Annotated in this window: 16 protein-coding genes and 2 tRNA genes; 11 read left to right on the top strand and 7 right to left on the bottom strand. The window is 35.3% G+C overall.

Annotation, left to right across the window (positions count from 1 at the left end):
- Positions 1–67 precede the first annotated feature (67 nt).
- On the bottom strand, positions 68–1,372 hold the full coding sequence (locus tag FJR03_RS08045) for an ammonium transporter (protein ID WP_193113003.1): 1,305 nt from the start codon (positions 1,370–1,372) through the stop codon (positions 68–70).
- Between the two features lie 198 nt (positions 1,373–1,570).
- Between FJR03_RS08045 and gyrA the strand changes: the two genes are divergently transcribed.
- Genes gyrA through FJR03_RS08085 form a run of 8 tightly spaced genes read left to right on the top strand, consistent with a single transcriptional unit; the run spans position 1,571 to position 9,767 of the window.
- Entirely contained in the window at positions 1,571–4,057 is a 2,487-nt protein-coding gene (gene gyrA / locus FJR03_RS08050; protein WP_193113004.1) for a DNA gyrase subunit A, read from the top strand.
- A 59-nt stretch (positions 4,058–4,116) separates the two neighbouring features.
- Positions 4,117–4,680, top strand: a complete 564-nt coding sequence (locus tag FJR03_RS08055; RefSeq protein ID WP_193113005.1) for an LPP20 family lipoprotein — start codon at positions 4,117–4,119, stop codon at positions 4,678–4,680.
- Positions 4,629–5,036, top strand: a complete 408-nt coding sequence (locus FJR03_RS08060; RefSeq protein ID WP_193113006.1) for a hypothetical protein — start codon at positions 4,629–4,631, stop codon at positions 5,034–5,036. Before FJR03_RS08055 ends, FJR03_RS08060 begins: the two co-directional genes overlap by 52 nt.
- A 20-nt stretch (positions 5,037–5,056) precedes the next feature.
- Positions 5,057–6,199 (top strand): sigma-54-dependent transcriptional regulator, encoded by a 1,143-nt coding sequence (locus tag FJR03_RS08065; RefSeq protein ID WP_193113007.1) that lies wholly within the window; start codon positions 5,057–5,059, stop codon positions 6,197–6,199.
- A gap of 8 nt (positions 6,200–6,207) precedes the next feature.
- Positions 6,208–7,236, top strand: coding sequence for an aspartate-semialdehyde dehydrogenase (locus FJR03_RS08070; protein WP_193113008.1), 1,029 nt, complete (start codon positions 6,208–6,210; stop codon positions 7,234–7,236).
- Positions 7,237–7,238: 2 nt separating this feature from the next.
- Complete coding sequence (locus FJR03_RS08075; RefSeq protein ID WP_193113009.1) at positions 7,239–7,754, top strand: YqhA family protein; 516 nt, start codon at positions 7,239–7,241, stop codon at positions 7,752–7,754.
- 50 nt (positions 7,755–7,804) lie between these two features.
- Positions 7,805–8,839 carry a uroporphyrinogen decarboxylase gene (gene hemE, locus FJR03_RS08080; protein WP_193113010.1) on the top strand — a complete coding sequence of 345 codons (1,035 nt, stop codon included), beginning with the start codon at positions 7,805–7,807 and terminating at the stop codon, positions 8,837–8,839.
- Positions 8,840–8,876: 37 nt separating this feature from the next.
- Complete coding sequence (locus tag FJR03_RS08085; RefSeq protein WP_430739136.1) at positions 8,877–9,767, top strand: radical SAM protein; 891 nt, start codon at positions 8,877–8,879, stop codon at positions 9,765–9,767.
- Between the two features lie 19 nt (positions 9,768–9,786).
- Here FJR03_RS08085 and FJR03_RS08090 read toward each other — a convergent pair whose 3' ends face one another.
- The 3 genes from FJR03_RS08090 to FJR03_RS08100 form a co-directional block, all read right to left on the bottom strand.
- Positions 9,787–10,659 carry a PDC sensor domain-containing protein gene (locus tag FJR03_RS08090; protein ID WP_226962106.1) on the bottom strand — a complete coding sequence of 291 codons (873 nt, stop codon included), beginning with the start codon at positions 10,657–10,659 and terminating at the stop codon, positions 9,787–9,789.
- 21 nt (positions 10,660–10,680) lie between these two features.
- Positions 10,681–11,262: a hypothetical protein gene (locus FJR03_RS08095; protein WP_193113012.1), complete on the bottom strand. Its 582-nt coding sequence runs from the start codon at positions 11,260–11,262 to the stop codon at positions 10,681–10,683.
- A 62-nt stretch (positions 11,263–11,324) separates the two neighbouring features.
- Complete coding sequence (locus tag FJR03_RS08100) at positions 11,325–11,594, bottom strand: hypothetical protein (RefSeq protein WP_193113013.1); 270 nt, start codon at positions 11,592–11,594, stop codon at positions 11,325–11,327.
- 162 nt (positions 11,595–11,756) lie between these two features.
- On the opposite strand from FJR03_RS08100, the gene FJR03_RS08105 reads away from it, so the two are divergent.
- Complete coding sequence (locus tag FJR03_RS08105; protein WP_193113014.1) at positions 11,757–12,080, top strand: hypothetical protein; 324 nt, start codon at positions 11,757–11,759, stop codon at positions 12,078–12,080.
- On the opposite strand, the gene FJR03_RS08110 is transcribed toward FJR03_RS08105, so the two are convergent.
- From FJR03_RS08110 to FJR03_RS08120, 3 genes are all read right to left on the bottom strand, one after another.
- Positions 12,077–12,889: a hypothetical protein gene (locus FJR03_RS08110; protein WP_193113015.1), complete on the bottom strand. Its 813-nt coding sequence runs from the start codon at positions 12,887–12,889 to the stop codon at positions 12,077–12,079. The two genes, FJR03_RS08105 and FJR03_RS08110, sit on opposite strands and share 4 nt — an antisense overlap.
- A gap of 172 nt (positions 12,890–13,061) precedes the next feature.
- A tRNA-Asn gene (locus FJR03_RS08115) sits at positions 13,062–13,136 on the bottom strand.
- A 25-nt stretch (positions 13,137–13,161) separates the two neighbouring features.
- Positions 13,162–13,238: transfer RNA gene (locus FJR03_RS08120), tRNA-Met, on the bottom strand.
- Between the two features lie 231 nt (positions 13,239–13,469).
- On the opposite strand from FJR03_RS08120, the gene groES reads away from it, so the two are divergent.
- Together groES and groL are read left to right on the top strand one after the other, a co-directional pair.
- On the top strand, positions 13,470–13,730 hold the full coding sequence (gene groES, locus FJR03_RS08125; RefSeq protein ID WP_193113016.1) for a co-chaperone GroES: 261 nt from the start codon (positions 13,470–13,472) through the stop codon (positions 13,728–13,730).
- A gap of 35 nt (positions 13,731–13,765) precedes the next feature.
- Complete coding sequence (groL, locus tag FJR03_RS08130) at positions 13,766–15,406, top strand: chaperonin GroEL (RefSeq protein WP_193113017.1); 1,641 nt, start codon at positions 13,766–13,768, stop codon at positions 15,404–15,406.
- Positions 15,407–15,441: the final 35 nt, after the last annotated feature.

Below are 15,441 nucleotides of genomic sequence, written 5' to 3' on the forward strand. Positions count from 1 at the left end.
AAGAGCTTTTTAGCTCTTCATTTCGATTTTAAAATTGTAACCACTTTTATGGTTTAAATCAACTACTTTATATGTTTAATACTTTTTCGCCATGAACAGCTTCATCAAGACCAAGTTGTTCAGTTTCATCATCAACTCTACCACCACCAGTGATTGCAGCTGCGATATAGTAAACGATAACAGTACCAACTAAAGTGAAGATACCAACTACTACTACAGATTCAACTTGAACCATAAATTGACCCATTCTGTCACCTGCAGCTTTTAGTGGACCATCCCATAGTAAGTCTTGGTCGTTTAGAGCTAATAAACCTGTTGCTAATGCACCCCATAGACCTGCTAAGAAGTGGATACCAAATGCATCTAAAGAATCATCATAACCAAGTTTCTTTTTAAGTACAGCTACACCGAAGAAACCTACAACTGAACCTACACCACCTACGATGAATGCACCAGTTACATCAACGAATCCAGCAGCTGGAGTAATTGCAACTAAACCTGCTACAACACCTGAAGCAGCACCTAATAGTGTTGGTTTTTTGAATACCATCCACTCTAATCCTACCCATACCATTGCAGCAAATGCAGTAGCTAATGTAGTTGTTAAGTAAGCAAGACCAGCGATTTCGTTAGCACCGAATGCAGAACCACCGTTGAATCCATACCAACCAAACCATAATAATGCTGCACCTAGTGCTGTTAACATTACTGACATTGGTTTCATTGCAATTTTTGGATAACCGTTACGTTTACCTACTAGGTAAGCTAATACTAAACCAGCTAAACCACCATTCATGTGTACAACTGTACCACCTGCGAAATCTAATGCACCTGCATCAAATAATAAGGCACCGTCTCCACCCCATACCATGTGTGTAATTGGAGCATATACTACAATTGTCCAGATTGCAACAAATACGATCCATGTTGAAAACTTGATTCTCTCAATAACTGAACCAGAAGCAATAGCTACAGTAATAGCTGCAAAAGTACCTTGGAATACAACAAATACATAAGTTGGATATGTACCACTTAAGTCATTCCAGTTAATACCGCTTAAGAATGCGTTACCAAATCCACCGATAAATGTTTGAAGGCTTCCACCGTCACCGAATGCCATTGAATAACCTGCTGCTATCCATGCGATAAAAGCAACTGCAAATGCTCCTAATACCATTGCATAAGTATTAAGCACATTCTTACTTCTTGTCATACCTGCATAAAAAAGCGCCAACCCTGCCGGCGTCATTAGTAATACTAATGCAGCTGATACCATCATCCACGCTGTATCACCTGTATCTAGTGTAGGCGCATCTTCCGCTAACGCCAAAGTCGGTAATGCGAACAACATCGCTACTAGCCATTTCTTCATGTTAATCCTTTTGAATAATCTGCTCAAATTATAATATAAACTTCTCATCTAGTGTTCAACTAATTGCCTAATTTTTAATCAACAAAAACATTACTATATACATGATATAAATTAGCGAGTTTTTTTATGGTTTAAACATTATCTTAAGAGAGTTTTAGGTATCATCTACCAAATTTAATTTTTATATTAGGGTGTTATATGGGTGATTTGCTAAATAACGAAGAGATACAGACTATAAATATTGAAGAGACACTTCAAAACAGTTATCTTGACTATTCAATGAGTGTTATCGTCGGTCGTGCGTTACCAGATGTTAGAGATGGTTTAAAACCGGTTCATAGACGTATACTATATGCTATGGATAAACTAAACCTATCTTTTGGTTCAAAATACAAAAAATCTGCACGTATCGTCGGGGATGTAATCGGTCAGTACCACCCGCACGGTGATACAGCAGTTTACGATGCGCTTGTTCGTATGGCTCAAGACTTCTCAATGAGAATGGAACTTGTCGACGGACAAGGAAACTTCGGTTCAGTTGATGGTGACTCTGCAGCAGCAATGCGTTATACGGAAGCACGTATGACAAAATATGCAGGAGAACTTTTAAAAGATCTTGATAAAAACACTGTAAACATGATCGATAACTACGATGCTACAACAAAAGAACCGGATGTAATGCCTACACGTGTTCCAAACCTATTAATTAATGGTTCAAGCGGTATCGCAGTTGGTATGGCTACCAATATACCTCCACATAACCCAACTGAAGTGATGAATGCACTTAAAGCAGTTTTAGCAAATCCAAATATTTCATTAACTGAGCTTATGGAATATATCCCGGCACCTGATTTTCCAACGGGTGGTATCATTTTCGGTAAAAAAGGTATTATAGAAGCATATGAAAGTGGTCGTGGACGTATCAAAATTCGTGCAAAAACACATATTGAGCAAAAAGGTAAAAAAGAGATCATTATTATTGATGAGCTTCCATACCAAGTAAATAAAGCACGTTTAATTGAAAATGTTGCAAATCTGGTAAAAGATAAGCTGATCGACGGTGTAAGTGAAATTCGTGATGAGTCAGACCGTGACGGTATGCGTGTTGTAATTGAGCTTAAAAAAGATGCGATGAGTGAAATTGTTCTTAACAACCTTTTCAAACAAACAGCTATGCAAGTAACGTTTGGTATTATTATGCTATCTATATTAAATCAAGAGCCTCGTATCTTTGGTTTAATTGATATTTTAAAACACTTTATCAATCACCGTAAAACAATTATTATCCGTCGTACTATCTTTGATCTTGAAAAAGCAAAAGCTCGTGCACACATCTTAGAGGGTCTGAAAAAAGCGATCGATATCATTGATGATGTTATTCGTGTTATCCGTGCATCAAAAACTGAAGAGCTTGCAAAAGAGAACCTAGTAAGCGAATTTGACTTCTCTGAAATCCAAGCAGCAAGTATCGTTGCTATGAGACTTGGTCGTTTAACTGGTTTAGAGATCGAAAAAATCGAGAACGAACTTCAAGAGTTAATGAAACTGATCGAATACCTAGAGTCTATCTTAAAAAGTGAAGAAGTACTTCACGGTATTATCGATGAAGAGTTTGATGAGATTTTAGAAACATATTCTGGAAAAAGAAAAACAGATGTTGAAGACGATTATGACGATATCGACATCGAAGACTTAATTCCAAATGAGCCAATGGTTGTAACTATTACTCACAGAGGTTACATTAAACGTGTACCTTTAGCGAACTACGAGAAACAAAAACGCGGCGGTAAAGGTAAAACTGCTGTAACTACATATGAAGATGACTTTATTGAGCGATTCTTTACATGTAACACACACGATACATTATTATTTGTAACAGATCGCGGACAGCTTCACTGGTTAAAAGTTTATAAAATCCCAGAAGGCACACGTACAGCAAAAGGTAAGGCAGTTGTAAACCTGCTTCAATTAGTACAAGATGAGAAAATACAGTCGATTATCCCAACAACTGATTTCAGTGAAGAGAAATCACTTGTATTCTTTACACAAAACGGTGTTGTTAAACGTACAAACTTAAGTGAATTTAGCAATATCAGAAGTAACGGTGTAAGAGCAATTGTACTTGATGATGATGATTCACTAATCACAGCTAAAATTGCTGAGCCAGAAACTAAATACCTTTTCATCGTAACAAAAATGGCACAATGTATTAAATTTGAAATTGAGAAAACTCGTGAACAAGGTAGAAGTACACGTGGTGTTAGAGGTATCAAGTTTAAACATGCAGGTGATGAAGTTGTTGATGCAAATATCATCTCAAGCGATGAACAAGAGATACTCATTGTAAGTGAAAAAGGTATTGGTAAACGTACTGATGCTGGTGAATATCGTCTGACAAACCGTGGTGGTTCAGGTGTAATCGCTATGAAAATGACCGCAAAAACAGGTAAAAATGTTGTTGGTATCTTAATGGTTGATGAGAGCATGGATATGATGGCACTTACAAAAGCCGGTAAAATGATCCGTGTAGATATGCAAACAATTTCAAAATCAAGCCGTAACACTTCTGGTGTATATATAGTAAAAGGTGACGATGTAGCAAGCATCTCTCGTTGTCCGAAAAAAGAAGAAGATGAAGAGGATGATGAAAACACTGAAGGTGAAGCAACACTAGACTTGGAATAGTTCTTGCTTAAACCCTTACAATAACTCTGAAGAGCCTGTCTCTTCAATAAGGATATTTTATGAAATACTCTTTAGTATTACTTACTTTACTTAGTTTAAATGCTTTTGCAGCTGAAACAGAGATTATGACAAAATCTCAAGCTCAAGACTCTACAAAAGTAATTACTGTACCTAATGAAACAGTAATCAATGTAAACTACCCTACGGTAGAGCAACAATCTGCATCTGTTCAAGAGGTTACTAAACCTGAAGAAAAAACAGAAGAAGTAGAGACTGCTGAAGTTGTAGATAACGAGCCTGTTTTAGAAGCTAATAAAGAACTAATTATCAGTGTTGTAGGACAAGGTGTAGCACCTTTAAATACTGCTTCACCTGCTCAAGCTTATGCACTTGCGAAACGTGCAGCTGTTGCTGATGCATACAGACTAATTGCTGAGAAAGTAAAAGGTGTTCGTGTTGATGGTCAAGACTTGATTAAAAATATGATGGTAAAACGTTCAACTGTAAGAACATCTGTTCAAGCAATGGTTAAAAATGCAAATATCGTTGAAACAAACTTTAAAGAGGGACTATGCGAAGTAGAGATGGAGATCGCTCTATCTTATTCTCAATTTGCGCATTAATCTTTAGTTCACTTAGCTTATATGCGGGTGAATACCTAATCTCTTACAGATATGTTGTTAAAGATGCGCTTTTATATAATGAGCATCTTGACATATCTCCCGCTATGCAACAATGCACAGGTATACCTCAAAAGAGTATCTTTTTAGATCCCCACAATTCAGAAAAACTAAAAACAGTGATCGAAAAAAACAGACAAGAGTTTGTAAACTATCTACATAAACTTGGTTTACAAGTAGAGCATAATGAGAAAACAATAAACTTTCAAAACTCTTCTACAACAGTACTTACACTAAAAACAACATGTTTCAAAGTCGATTTTAATGATAATTCTGTTAAAATTACGCCTTTAAAATAGCTCGTAAAATAGGACCTTTCGTGAAGATAGCAATAGTTGAAGATGATATCAATATGAGAAAATCGCTAGAGATTGCTATGGGTGAATTTAAAGAGTTTGAAATAAAAACCTTTAAAAATGCCAAAGATGCACTCAAAGGCTTAGATGATAGCTTTGATCTAGTTATAACAGATATCAATATGCCGGGAATGGATGGCATAGAATTTGTAAAAGAACTAGGCGGAAAATTTGAAGTTATTATTATGACCGGAAATGCAACCTTATCTCGTGCTATTGAATCTATTCAGTTAGGTGTAAAAGACTTTTTACTTAAACCATTTGATGTAGACACTCTAGTGGCAGCTATTAAACGGGAAGAAAAAGTTCAAAATGTTAAAAAAACTGCTTCGAAAAAAACTAAAAAAGATACAAGTGACTTTTTAGGAGACTCAGAAGCACTTAAAAATATTTTGAAACTTGCCGATAAAGCGAGTAAAACAGATGCAAGTATTTTACTTCTAGGTGAGAGTGGTGTAGGAAAAGAGGTATTTGCTTCTTATGTGCATAAAAATTCACAAAGAGCTAAAAAGCCTTTTGTAGCGATCAATATGGCTGCAATTCCTGAAAACCTCATAGAGAGTGAATTATTTGGTTTTGAAAAAGGTGCTTTTACCGATGCTTTTGAAGCAAAAGCGGGACAATTTGAACTTGCTAACGGCGGGACACTGTTTTTAGATGAGATTGGAGAGATGCCTTACGGAGTTCAAGCAAAACTGCTTCGTGCTCTACAAGAGAAAGAGGTACGCCGTCTTGGTTCATCAAAACCTATAAAAATAGACATTCGAGTAGTTTCTGCAACGAATGCAAACCTAGATGAAAAAATCAAGGCTGGAGAGTTTAGAGAAGATTTATATTATAGATTAAATACGATTCCACTAAATATTCCACCTTTACGAGAACGTAAAGATGAGATACTTAGCATTGCAGAGATTACATGTGAAAAAAACTGTAATAAATATGGATTTGAAAATAAAACATTTTCAAAAGAGGCAAAAAATGAGTTGTTAGAGTATAATTGGCCAGGAAATATCCGTGAGCTGATCTCTGTAATAGAGAGAGCTGTTATACTTAGTGAAACAGATGAAATTCAAAAAGAAGATTTATATTTAGATACAAGAAAGTAGGAGACTTTATGAGAAAATTCAATTTAGCGGTAGTTGGTGCCAACGGTGCTGTTGGTGAAGAGGTATTAAGAATCTTAGAGGAGATCGATTTTCCACTAAACAAACTAGTTCCACTAGCGAGTAGTAGAAGTGCAGGAAAAACTGTTGAGTTTAATGGTCAAGATCTTGTAATTAAAGAGTTAACAAATGAGATCTTTGAACAAGAAGAAATAGAGATCGCAATTTTTAGTGCAGGAGGAAGTGTAAGCGAAGCATTTGCTCCTGCAGCTGTTAAAGCTGGTGCTGTTGTGATCGATAATACATCTCATTTTAGAATGGATCCTAAAGTTCCTTTAGTTGTTCCAGAAGTAAATCCTGAAGATATTGCAAAATGGGAAGAAACAGGGATCATTGCAAATCCTAACTGTTCAACTATTCAAATGGTTCAAGCACTCAAACCTCTTGATGAAGCGTATGATCTTGTTCGTGTGGATGTATCAACTTACCAAGCGACAAGCGGTGCAGGAAAATCTGCTATGGAAGAGTTAGTTCAACAGATGCAAGACTTCTTTGCATTTAAACTTGACGAGAGTGAGCATAAAGCATTTAACCAACAAATCGCTTTAAACGTAATCCCGCAAATTGATAAATTTATGGATAACGGTTATACAAAAGAAGAGATGAAAATGGTTAACGAAACAACTAAGATTATGCACAAAGAGATAGCATTAAGTGCTACTTGTGTTCGTGTACCGGTTCTTCGTGGTCACTCTGAAGCATTAACACTTACTTTTGACTCTGAAGTAAATGCTACCGAAGCTAGAGAGATTCTTTCAAAAGCTCCAAACATCGTTATCTTAGATGATCCTAATGCTGCTGTATATCCAATGCCAAAAGATTGTATTGACCGTAATGAAACTTTTGTTGGACGTATCAGAGAAGACAACTATTCAAACAATATGTTACATATGTTTGTTGTTGCTGACAACTTAAGAGTAGGTGCTGCGACAAATGCAGTAAGAATTGCACAAAAATTTATAGAGATGCAAGAGGCATAATTATGGAAAAGTTATTTGAAAGCGGTTTATGGGGTTCAAGATTCATTGTACTTTTAGCCGTTATTTTTGGTCTTTTAGGTGCAATTGTTTTATTTGCTGTTGCTTCATTTGACATTTATGAGACACTTAAACTCGTTATAGACACATATGTAAACCACCATCACCCTGAACATTTCCATGAACTGGTAGTGGGTGGTATTATCGGTGCAGTTGATCTTTATCTGATCGGTGTTGTGATGCTACTATTTTCTTTTGGTATTTATGAACTGTTTATCTCGGATATTGATGTAGCAAGAGAAGGTGACGATGAAGAGAATAAGATTCTATCAATCCACTCCCTTGATCAATTAAAAGATAAGATCTCAAAAGTTATCGTAATGGTTTTAGTAGTTGGATTTTTCCAAAAAGTTGGTCTTGCAAGTTACCAATCACCACTAGAACTTTTATATTTAGCCCTTTCTATCACTGCTGTTGCTGTTGGTTTATACTTTTTAAGTAAAGTTGGGCATCATCATTAGTATTAAAAATACTAATAGAAATTGAATTTGATTTATACACAAGGAAAAAAATGAGTAAGATATTTGTAGATGCATGTTTTGGAAAAGAAACACCTTATACACCTGTTTGGATGATGAGACAAGCGGGTCGTTATCTACCGGAATATATGGAAGTAAGAGCTAAAGCAGGAAACTTCTTAAACCTTTGTCATAATCCTGAGATGGCATGTGAAGTTACACTACAACCGGTTGATATCTTAGATGTTGATGCTGCAATTTTATTTAGCGATATTCTTGTTATCCCTGACGAAATGGGGATGGATTTATCGTTTGTAAAAGGTGAAGGTCCTAAATTTTCTGATCCAATCAAATCTGAAGCTGACTTAGACAGACTAATCGGTGGAGAAGAAGCTGCATCTAAACTTACTTATGTTTATGAAACTATTGAACTTATCAAGCAAAAATTAGCTGATGACAAGGCCCTCATCGGTTTTACGGGTGCTCCTTGGACACTTGCTACGTATATGATCGAAGGTCAAGGGACAAAAACATACAATATCTGTAAAAAGATGATGTATTCAAACCCTGATCTATTACATAAAATCCTTAGAAAAGTTACTGATGTTGTAAAAATCTATATGGAAAAACAGATCGAAGCGGGCGTTGATGTTGTTCAAGTATTTGATAGCTGGGCAGCTGCAATTGAGCCTGGTATGTACGATGAGTTCTCTTGGAAATATATGGTTGAAATCTCCGAATATTTAAAAGAGAAATATCCACATATTCCAGTTATTCTTTTCCCTAAAGGTATTCCTGCATTCTTAGACAAAGTATATGGTAACTTTGATGTATTTGGTGTGGACTGGTCAACACCAATGAAGTTTGCAAAAGAACGTTTAGGTGATAAGTATGTTCTTCAAGGAAATATGGAACCGTGTCGTCTTTATTCAAAAGAAGCAACAACAAAATGTGTAGAAGTTATTCAAGAAACTATGCAAGGTAAACGCCATATTTTCAATCTTGGACATGGTATCCTTCCTGATGTTCCTGTAGAGAATGCTAAGCACTTCATCAATGAGTGTCACAGAGTCAGTGGAAAAAAATAATATAATCTTCGGTCCAATCAACTCTCGCCGTTTCGGCATGAGTTTGGGCATAGACCTCTCCCCTTCCCATAAGCAATGCAATTTTGACTGTTTATATTGTGAACTAGCCCCAGCGGCAACTGTAGATCATCAATCTGAAACTATAAGCATAGAAGAGATTATCTCTGAACTCAAAAAACATTTGCACGATAAGATAGATGTCATTACTTTAACTGCGAATGGAGAGCCTACACTTTACCCTCACCTAGATAAACTGATCGATGAGATTAATAAAATCAAAGGTAGTACTCAGACACTTATTTTAACAAACAGTGCAATGCTTACCAATGAAAAAGTATATGAGTCATTACTCAAGCTCGATCAAGTAAAACTCTCTTTGGATGCCGTTACACCTGCAATCTTTAAAAAGATAGACAGACCGCATCACGATATAAATGTAGAAGATATTGTCTCGAGAGTAGAACAGTTTTCTAAAGAGTATAAAGGGAAACTCTTCATCGAAATTTTATTCGTACTCGGCTTAAACGATACAAAAGAAGAAGTAGAAAAACTCAACGAAGTACTTCTTTTGGTTAATGCTGCCAGAATCGATCTCGGTACTATTGACAGACCGCCTGCTTATCCTGTAAGCGGCATTAGCTATAAAGAGCTTTATGAGCTTTCTCAACTCTTTGACTCTTCTCTGCCTATTCATATAGCTTCACGTATACATGCAGAAGCAAATAATACATACTATAGCAATGAAGATATATTAAATACGCTTGATAAACGCCCTTTGACAATGCAGGATATAGAGCTGTTATTTGATGATGATAGTAAAAAAAGACTGCTTCAGCTTGTAGAGACAAAGCAGATTTTAGTAAAAAAACTCGATAACTTAGAGTTTTTTATACCAAGTGAAAACTCTCATAGAAAAAAGATTAAATAGAAAAGAGGTTGACTCTTTTCTACTCTCTTGATACTTTTCTTGTAAAGAATATAAATAATCCTAACGATAAGACAAGTATCGAAACTCCACCGATAAGATACACGGCATACAACATTTGAGAATAATCATGTAATGCTATTTTAAATACAACCATCAATGCTTCAATCAATAAGGCGATAATAATTGTAATAGAGAACTTTGTAAACACCTTATACTCTAGTTTGGAGTTTTTAGAGTAACTTTTAAAAACAACCTCTTGTTCTAAAATAGTTTTAGATAAGTCAAAAATTGCAAGCCCCAAAGTTAATGCAATAATAGGTTTGAAAATAGACTCAATTGAGATACCACCCTCTTTGAAAAATAGTGAGTGTCCAAGTTCATAAATACTGTATCCCAGCGTAAAAACAGCTAACAAAATCATTAAATTTGCCGTAACAAAGTAAAAACCTTTACTTATTAGGTTGAACTCTCTATGAAGCTCAATAAGCCCTAATCTTTCAAGTAAAGCACTTACCGTGAAGTCCATAAAATAAACTTTGTTATCTTCCTCTTTTACAACTGTAACACATGTTTTTCCTGTAGCACTGCTGATGTATGGTTTACTAATAGATATATCGCTATTGTTAAACTTTATTTTTTGCATTAAGTAGCTTCTGTCTCTACCTTTTGGTAAAGAGCTTACTTTATCTCTGTAAATATTATCTGATATCTGTAATAATGTGTCTTTATCACATACATACACTAACTCTAAAGATGGAAAAACCTTAAAAAGGTTATCAAAACTTTTTTCTTCTCTTGTGGATAACTCTCCCAAATTATGTATAGTTTCAGATAAAAACTTCTCTATTTCGTTGACATTATTATTGTATGTCTCCATAAACTCTTGCATCATAACCTTTATACCTTTCTTGTCTTAATGCGATCGTGGTCCATGATAATAATCATCACCCTCTTCTTCTAGTGCACTTTGTTTTAAACGTTCTTCCTCTTCTTGTTCAAATACACGCACCATTTCATGTTTTGGATCTCCTAGTGCTAATAGCTGTCTCTCTAAAACTCCAAATTTGTTTTTAAATTGGTCAGATAGTTCAATAAGGTCTTCATAACAGCGTGAAGCAAGTTCCACTTCATATTTACTAGCAGTTGATTTAAATCCTAAAAAAGCTTTTAATTTTCCTTGTTCTTTTGCGAAATAGATAGAATAAATTTTTGCGTAAATATTATACATTTCATCTAATAACTCTTCCATCTCTTCTAAAACATTTTTACTATTGAACTGTGCAAATTGTTTTGCTTCATTATAAAACCATTGCCCTAACTCTGAATCTTGAGCGAGTGGTGTTAAGTGTTTTTTATCTACACTAACACCTGATACAAGCAACTTAACGCTATTTACCCATTTTAAATGTGCAGTACGCGCTTTATAAAGTCTGCACATGTTCTTTTCTTTTGTATTCACGCTAAATCCTTTATTAAGATTTTCTGCATTATACACCGAAATGATTTTTTTTTGTTCTTTAGATAGATTATTTTTTAAGCAGTAAATTTTTAACTATATTAATGGTCTTTTTTCAATTTAATTAAACTCGGGTCCTCAACACCTATGTATATTACATGCCCGCCACTCGTACCTGCAGAGATATCAAAGTCTGTTTTGTATTCAAGATCGATATTTTTTAAAAACTCTTCCATAGCTTCTAATGTCTCTTTGTTTCTTGTAGTGATCTTCAAAACATTATCACCTTCATATCCAAGAAAAGTTTCTAGATAATCTATATCGAGCTCAATAGCATACTTTATAAGCTGCTTCATTTTCTTTACTATCACTTTGATCCCCTTACCTATAAGCTGTATCTGAAAATTATAGCATGATATTTCAAAAGAGTATTTAATGCCAAAAATATTGCTATTTGAAATATTATTAAAATATCATTTTTGTTTTTCATACAATTACCCTACTAAAAATAAGTATAAAGGTAAAATCAAATAATGGACGGAAATATAGTGGTTAGTTACAAAGTATTATGTGAATCAGATATCTATAAAGAAGTATCTCTGAGTGAGCTTCTGCAAAACGAGAAAGTACTTAAGGTGATAAAATCGGAGTACGTAAAAGGTGGAAGGAACCTTGATGTACTTGCAAAAAATGATGCTACAATTAAAATAGAAACGCAAAGAACGATTCACACATTTGAAGTATCGAAAAACGACTTTGCAGATCTGCTTATTTTAGCCGAAGAGGATGCTAGAAATAGAAAACTATTCAAAAAAGAGTGTGAACGTGTTGAACTGGTTGATATTGAAACAGTTTAAAAATCATATTTATCTAAACTCAGTACAAAACTGCTTTCACTATCATTTGTAAAATTTTGTATCTCTATAAAATATTCTGTATTGGCTTGAAAGTCAATCTGCATGCTCTCTTGTGTAGTACTAGCTGCACTGCTTTCATAAATTAGCTGAGAATAATTAGGGTCTGAAAACACTTTAATATCCAAGTCCTGCTCGTTTTGTGCAATAAAAGTTTTCAGATAAAGCGTAGCATAGACTTGTGATGATACGTGAATATAATGTTTATCTTGAGCTGCATCATATGCATATAAGGGTGAGTCATATCCTATATAACTTAACAGAGTAAACTCATCAGAACTTGTTAACTGTATTTGCATAGGTGTAGTTTTAGTATAGAAACCATTATCGATAGAGGGAGTCACCAACAAAGAATAAGTTACATCTGACATATTAGAATAGTTTTCTATCATAATATAATAGGTCTGATTTGCTTTTAGATTATAGTTTAATCTCTCTCCATACAATGATGTTGAATCTTTTGCTGTTATAAACTGAGTAAACTCTTCATCACTAAAGAGTACTATATCTAAATCTTGAAAATCTTCTGTCCCTATATGTATGGAATAATATCCGCTGCTAGAAGGGATGAATTTTAGATAGCTTTTATTTAGTTCAGAACTATAATCTGCGAACATATAAAATGTATATACTTTTTTGTCAAATATTTGAGTCGGAGAATATTTTGAAAATGTAGATGTACTTCCCCCGCTTCCACACCCGCTGAAAAAACTGAAAACAATGACTAAACTCACTAAAACTATAGTTTTCATACCCATTCCTTTTTATTCATTATTTTTGATTAGGACGAGTATAAAAAATAATTGTGGAGTTATTGTGAAGAAAAGAATTTAACATAATTCATAATGGAATATTGGTACAAAACAGACACTATTAGCTGCTTATAAAGTTTGAAAGTAAGTATTTTAGGGATTTTAAAAGAAGTGGCTCCGGATACTGGATTCGAACCAGTGGCCAAGTGATTAACAGTCACCTACTCTACCGCTGAGCTAATCCGGAATATTTGAAAGATTCTTAAGAAAAATGGTGTCAAGAGAGAGACTTGAACTCTCGACCTCCGGCTTATGAGACCAGCGCTCTAACCAGCTGAGCTACCTTGACATCTTCTTAAGAGGCTGGAATTATATGCAACTTCATCTTAGAGTTTTCTAAAACGAACAAATTTTTTTACATTTTTAGCTATTATTGAAAATAACCAAGTATATTTATTTTTTTAAACTAAATAAACTTTAGTCAAAGTGACTAAGAGTGTATTGACATTTTTACAATTTTTTTGTAATATTCTCACCGTTTATAAAACACATTATTTTAAAAATTATTCAGGAGGTTATTATGAACTTCAAACCACTAGGTGAAAGAATTCTTGTTAAGAGTGTTGAGGAATCAAACACTACAGCTAGCGGTATCATTATACCCGACAATGCAAAAGAGAAACCAAATCGTGCTGAAGTGATCGCTATCAGTGAAGAGATCACAAATGTAAATGTTGGCGATACAGTAGTATACGGTAAATACTCAGGTACGCAAATCGCTCTTGAAGGGCAAGACTACATCGTACTAGAACTTGCTGATGTTCTAGGTGTAATTTCATAATTTTTATAACTATATAAATCTATAAAGGATACATAATGGCAAAAGAGATAATTTTTTCAGATAATGCAAGAAATGCTTTAGCTCGCGGTGTTGAAAAACTAACAGATGCAGTTAAAGTAACTATGGGACCACGTGGTCGTAACGTACTTATTCAAAAATCTTACGGAAGTCCTGTAATCACTAAAGACGGTGTTTCAGTTGCTCGTGAAATTGAACTAAGTGATAAACTAGAAGATATGGGTGCACAACTTGTTAAAGAGGTATCTAGCAATACTGCCGATGAAGCGGGTGACGGTACTACAACTGCAACAGTTTTAGCAAACTCTATTTTTAAAGAGGGTCTTAGAAACATTACTGCCGGTGCAAATCCTGTTGAAGTAAAACGCGGTATGGACAAAGCGTGTGAAGCAATTTTAGAGAAACTAAAAGAGAGCTCTAAAACAATTAAAGATAAAAGCGAAATCGCACAAGTAGCTACAATTTCTGCAAACTCTGACAAAGAGATCGGTGACATGATCGCAGAAGCTATGGAAAAAGTTGGTCAAGACGGTGTTATCACTGTTGAGGAAGCTAAAGGTATAGTTGATGAGTTAGATGTTGTTGAGGGTATGCAGTTTGACCGTGGTTACCTTTCTCCATACTTCATCACAAACACTGAGAAGATGACAGCTGAGATTGAAAACCCTTGGATCTTACTAGTTGACAGCAAGATCACATCGTTAAAAGATCTTTTACCGGTACTAGAGCAAGTTCAAAAAACAAACCGTCCACTTCTTATCATCGCTGAAGATGTAGAGGGTGAAGCACTTTCAACTCTAGTTGTAAACAAACTTCGCGGTGTTCTTAATATCTCTGCTGTAAAAGCTCCGGGATTCGGTGACAGAAGAAAAGCAATGCTTCAAGATATTGCTATATTAACTGCCGGTACTGTAATCTCTGAAGAGACTGGTCTTACACTTGAAGGTACAAATATCAATATGCTTGGTCAAGCTGCTCGTGTAGTAATTGACAAAGACAACACTGTTATCGTAAACGGTGCCGGTGCTCAAGATGCAGTAGCTGCTAGAATTACAGAGATCAGAACACTTATTGAAAACACTACAAGTGAATACGACAAAGAGAAACTTCAAGAGCGTCTTGCGAAACTTGCAGGCGGTGTAGCAGTTATTAAAGTTGGTGCTGCAACTGAGACTGAGATGAAAGAGAAAAAAGACAGAGTTGACGATGCACTTAGTGCTACAAAAGCTGCTGTTGAAGAAGGTATCGTTATCGGTGGTGGAGCGGCTCTTGTGCGTGCTGCTGCTAAAGTAAGCCTTGATCTTGAAGGTGACCAAAAAATTGGTGCAGAGATCATCTTAAGAGCTGTAAAAGCTCCTGTAAAACAGATCTCTATCAATGCTGGTTATGATGCAGGTGTTGTAGTAAATACGATCGAGAACTCAGACAACGAAAACTTAGGTTTCAATGCTGCAACTGGTGAATATGTAGATATGTTTGAAGCTGGTATCATTGACCCTCTAAAAGTAGAACGTGTAGCTCTTACAAACGCAACTTCTGCAGCTTCACTACTTCTTACAACTGAAGCGGCTATCTTTGAAATCCCAAAAGAGGAAGTAGCAGGTCCTGACGTAAATGCCGGAATGCCTCCACAAATGGGTATGCCAGGGATGATGTAAGTCTCCTAACAGACTACAAATCCTATCTATCTGCC

The organism is Sulfurimonas marina (assembly GCF_014905095.1).
Classification (GTDB): Bacteria; Campylobacterota; Campylobacteria; order Campylobacterales; family Sulfurimonadaceae; genus Sulfurimonas; species Sulfurimonas marina.

What these genes read in the sequence shown, in the direction of transcription:
- groES (WP_193113016.1), top strand. Translation starts at nt 13,470, where the DNA reads ATGAACTTCAAACCACTAGGTGAAAGAATTCTTGTTAAGAGTGTTGAG.
- FJR03_RS08070 (WP_193113008.1), top strand. Translation starts at nt 6,208, where the DNA reads ATGAGAAAATTCAATTTAGCGGTAGTTGGTGCCAACGGTGCTGTTGGT.
- FJR03_RS08105 (WP_193113014.1), top strand. Translation starts at nt 11,757, where the DNA reads ATGGACGGAAATATAGTGGTTAGTTACAAAGTATTATGTGAATCAGAT.
- FJR03_RS08090 (WP_226962106.1), bottom strand. Translation starts at nt 10,659, where the DNA reads ATGATGCAAGAGTTTATGGAGACATACAATAATAATGTCAACGAAATA.
- FJR03_RS08085 (WP_430739136.1), top strand. Translation starts at nt 8,877, where the DNA reads ATGAGTTTGGGCATAGACCTCTCCCCTTCCCATAAGCAATGCAATTTT.
- hemE (WP_193113010.1), top strand. Translation starts at nt 7,805, where the DNA reads ATGAGTAAGATATTTGTAGATGCATGTTTTGGAAAAGAAACACCTTAT.
- groL (WP_193113017.1), top strand. Translation starts at nt 13,766, where the DNA reads ATGGCAAAAGAGATAATTTTTTCAGATAATGCAAGAAATGCTTTAGCT.
- FJR03_RS08075 (WP_193113009.1), top strand. Translation starts at nt 7,239, where the DNA reads ATGGAAAAGTTATTTGAAAGCGGTTTATGGGGTTCAAGATTCATTGTA.
- FJR03_RS08045 (WP_193113003.1), bottom strand. Translation starts at nt 1,372, where the DNA reads ATGAAGAAATGGCTAGTAGCGATGTTGTTCGCATTACCGACTTTGGCG.
- gyrA (WP_193113004.1), top strand. Translation starts at nt 1,571, where the DNA reads ATGGGTGATTTGCTAAATAACGAAGAGATACAGACTATAAATATTGAA.
- FJR03_RS08110 (WP_193113015.1), bottom strand. Translation starts at nt 12,889, where the DNA reads ATGAAAACTATAGTTTTAGTGAGTTTAGTCATTGTTTTCAGTTTTTTC.
- FJR03_RS08060 (WP_193113006.1), top strand. Translation starts at nt 4,629, where the DNA reads ATGCGAAGTAGAGATGGAGATCGCTCTATCTTATTCTCAATTTGCGCA.
- FJR03_RS08055 (WP_193113005.1), top strand. Translation starts at nt 4,117, where the DNA reads ATGAAATACTCTTTAGTATTACTTACTTTACTTAGTTTAAATGCTTTT.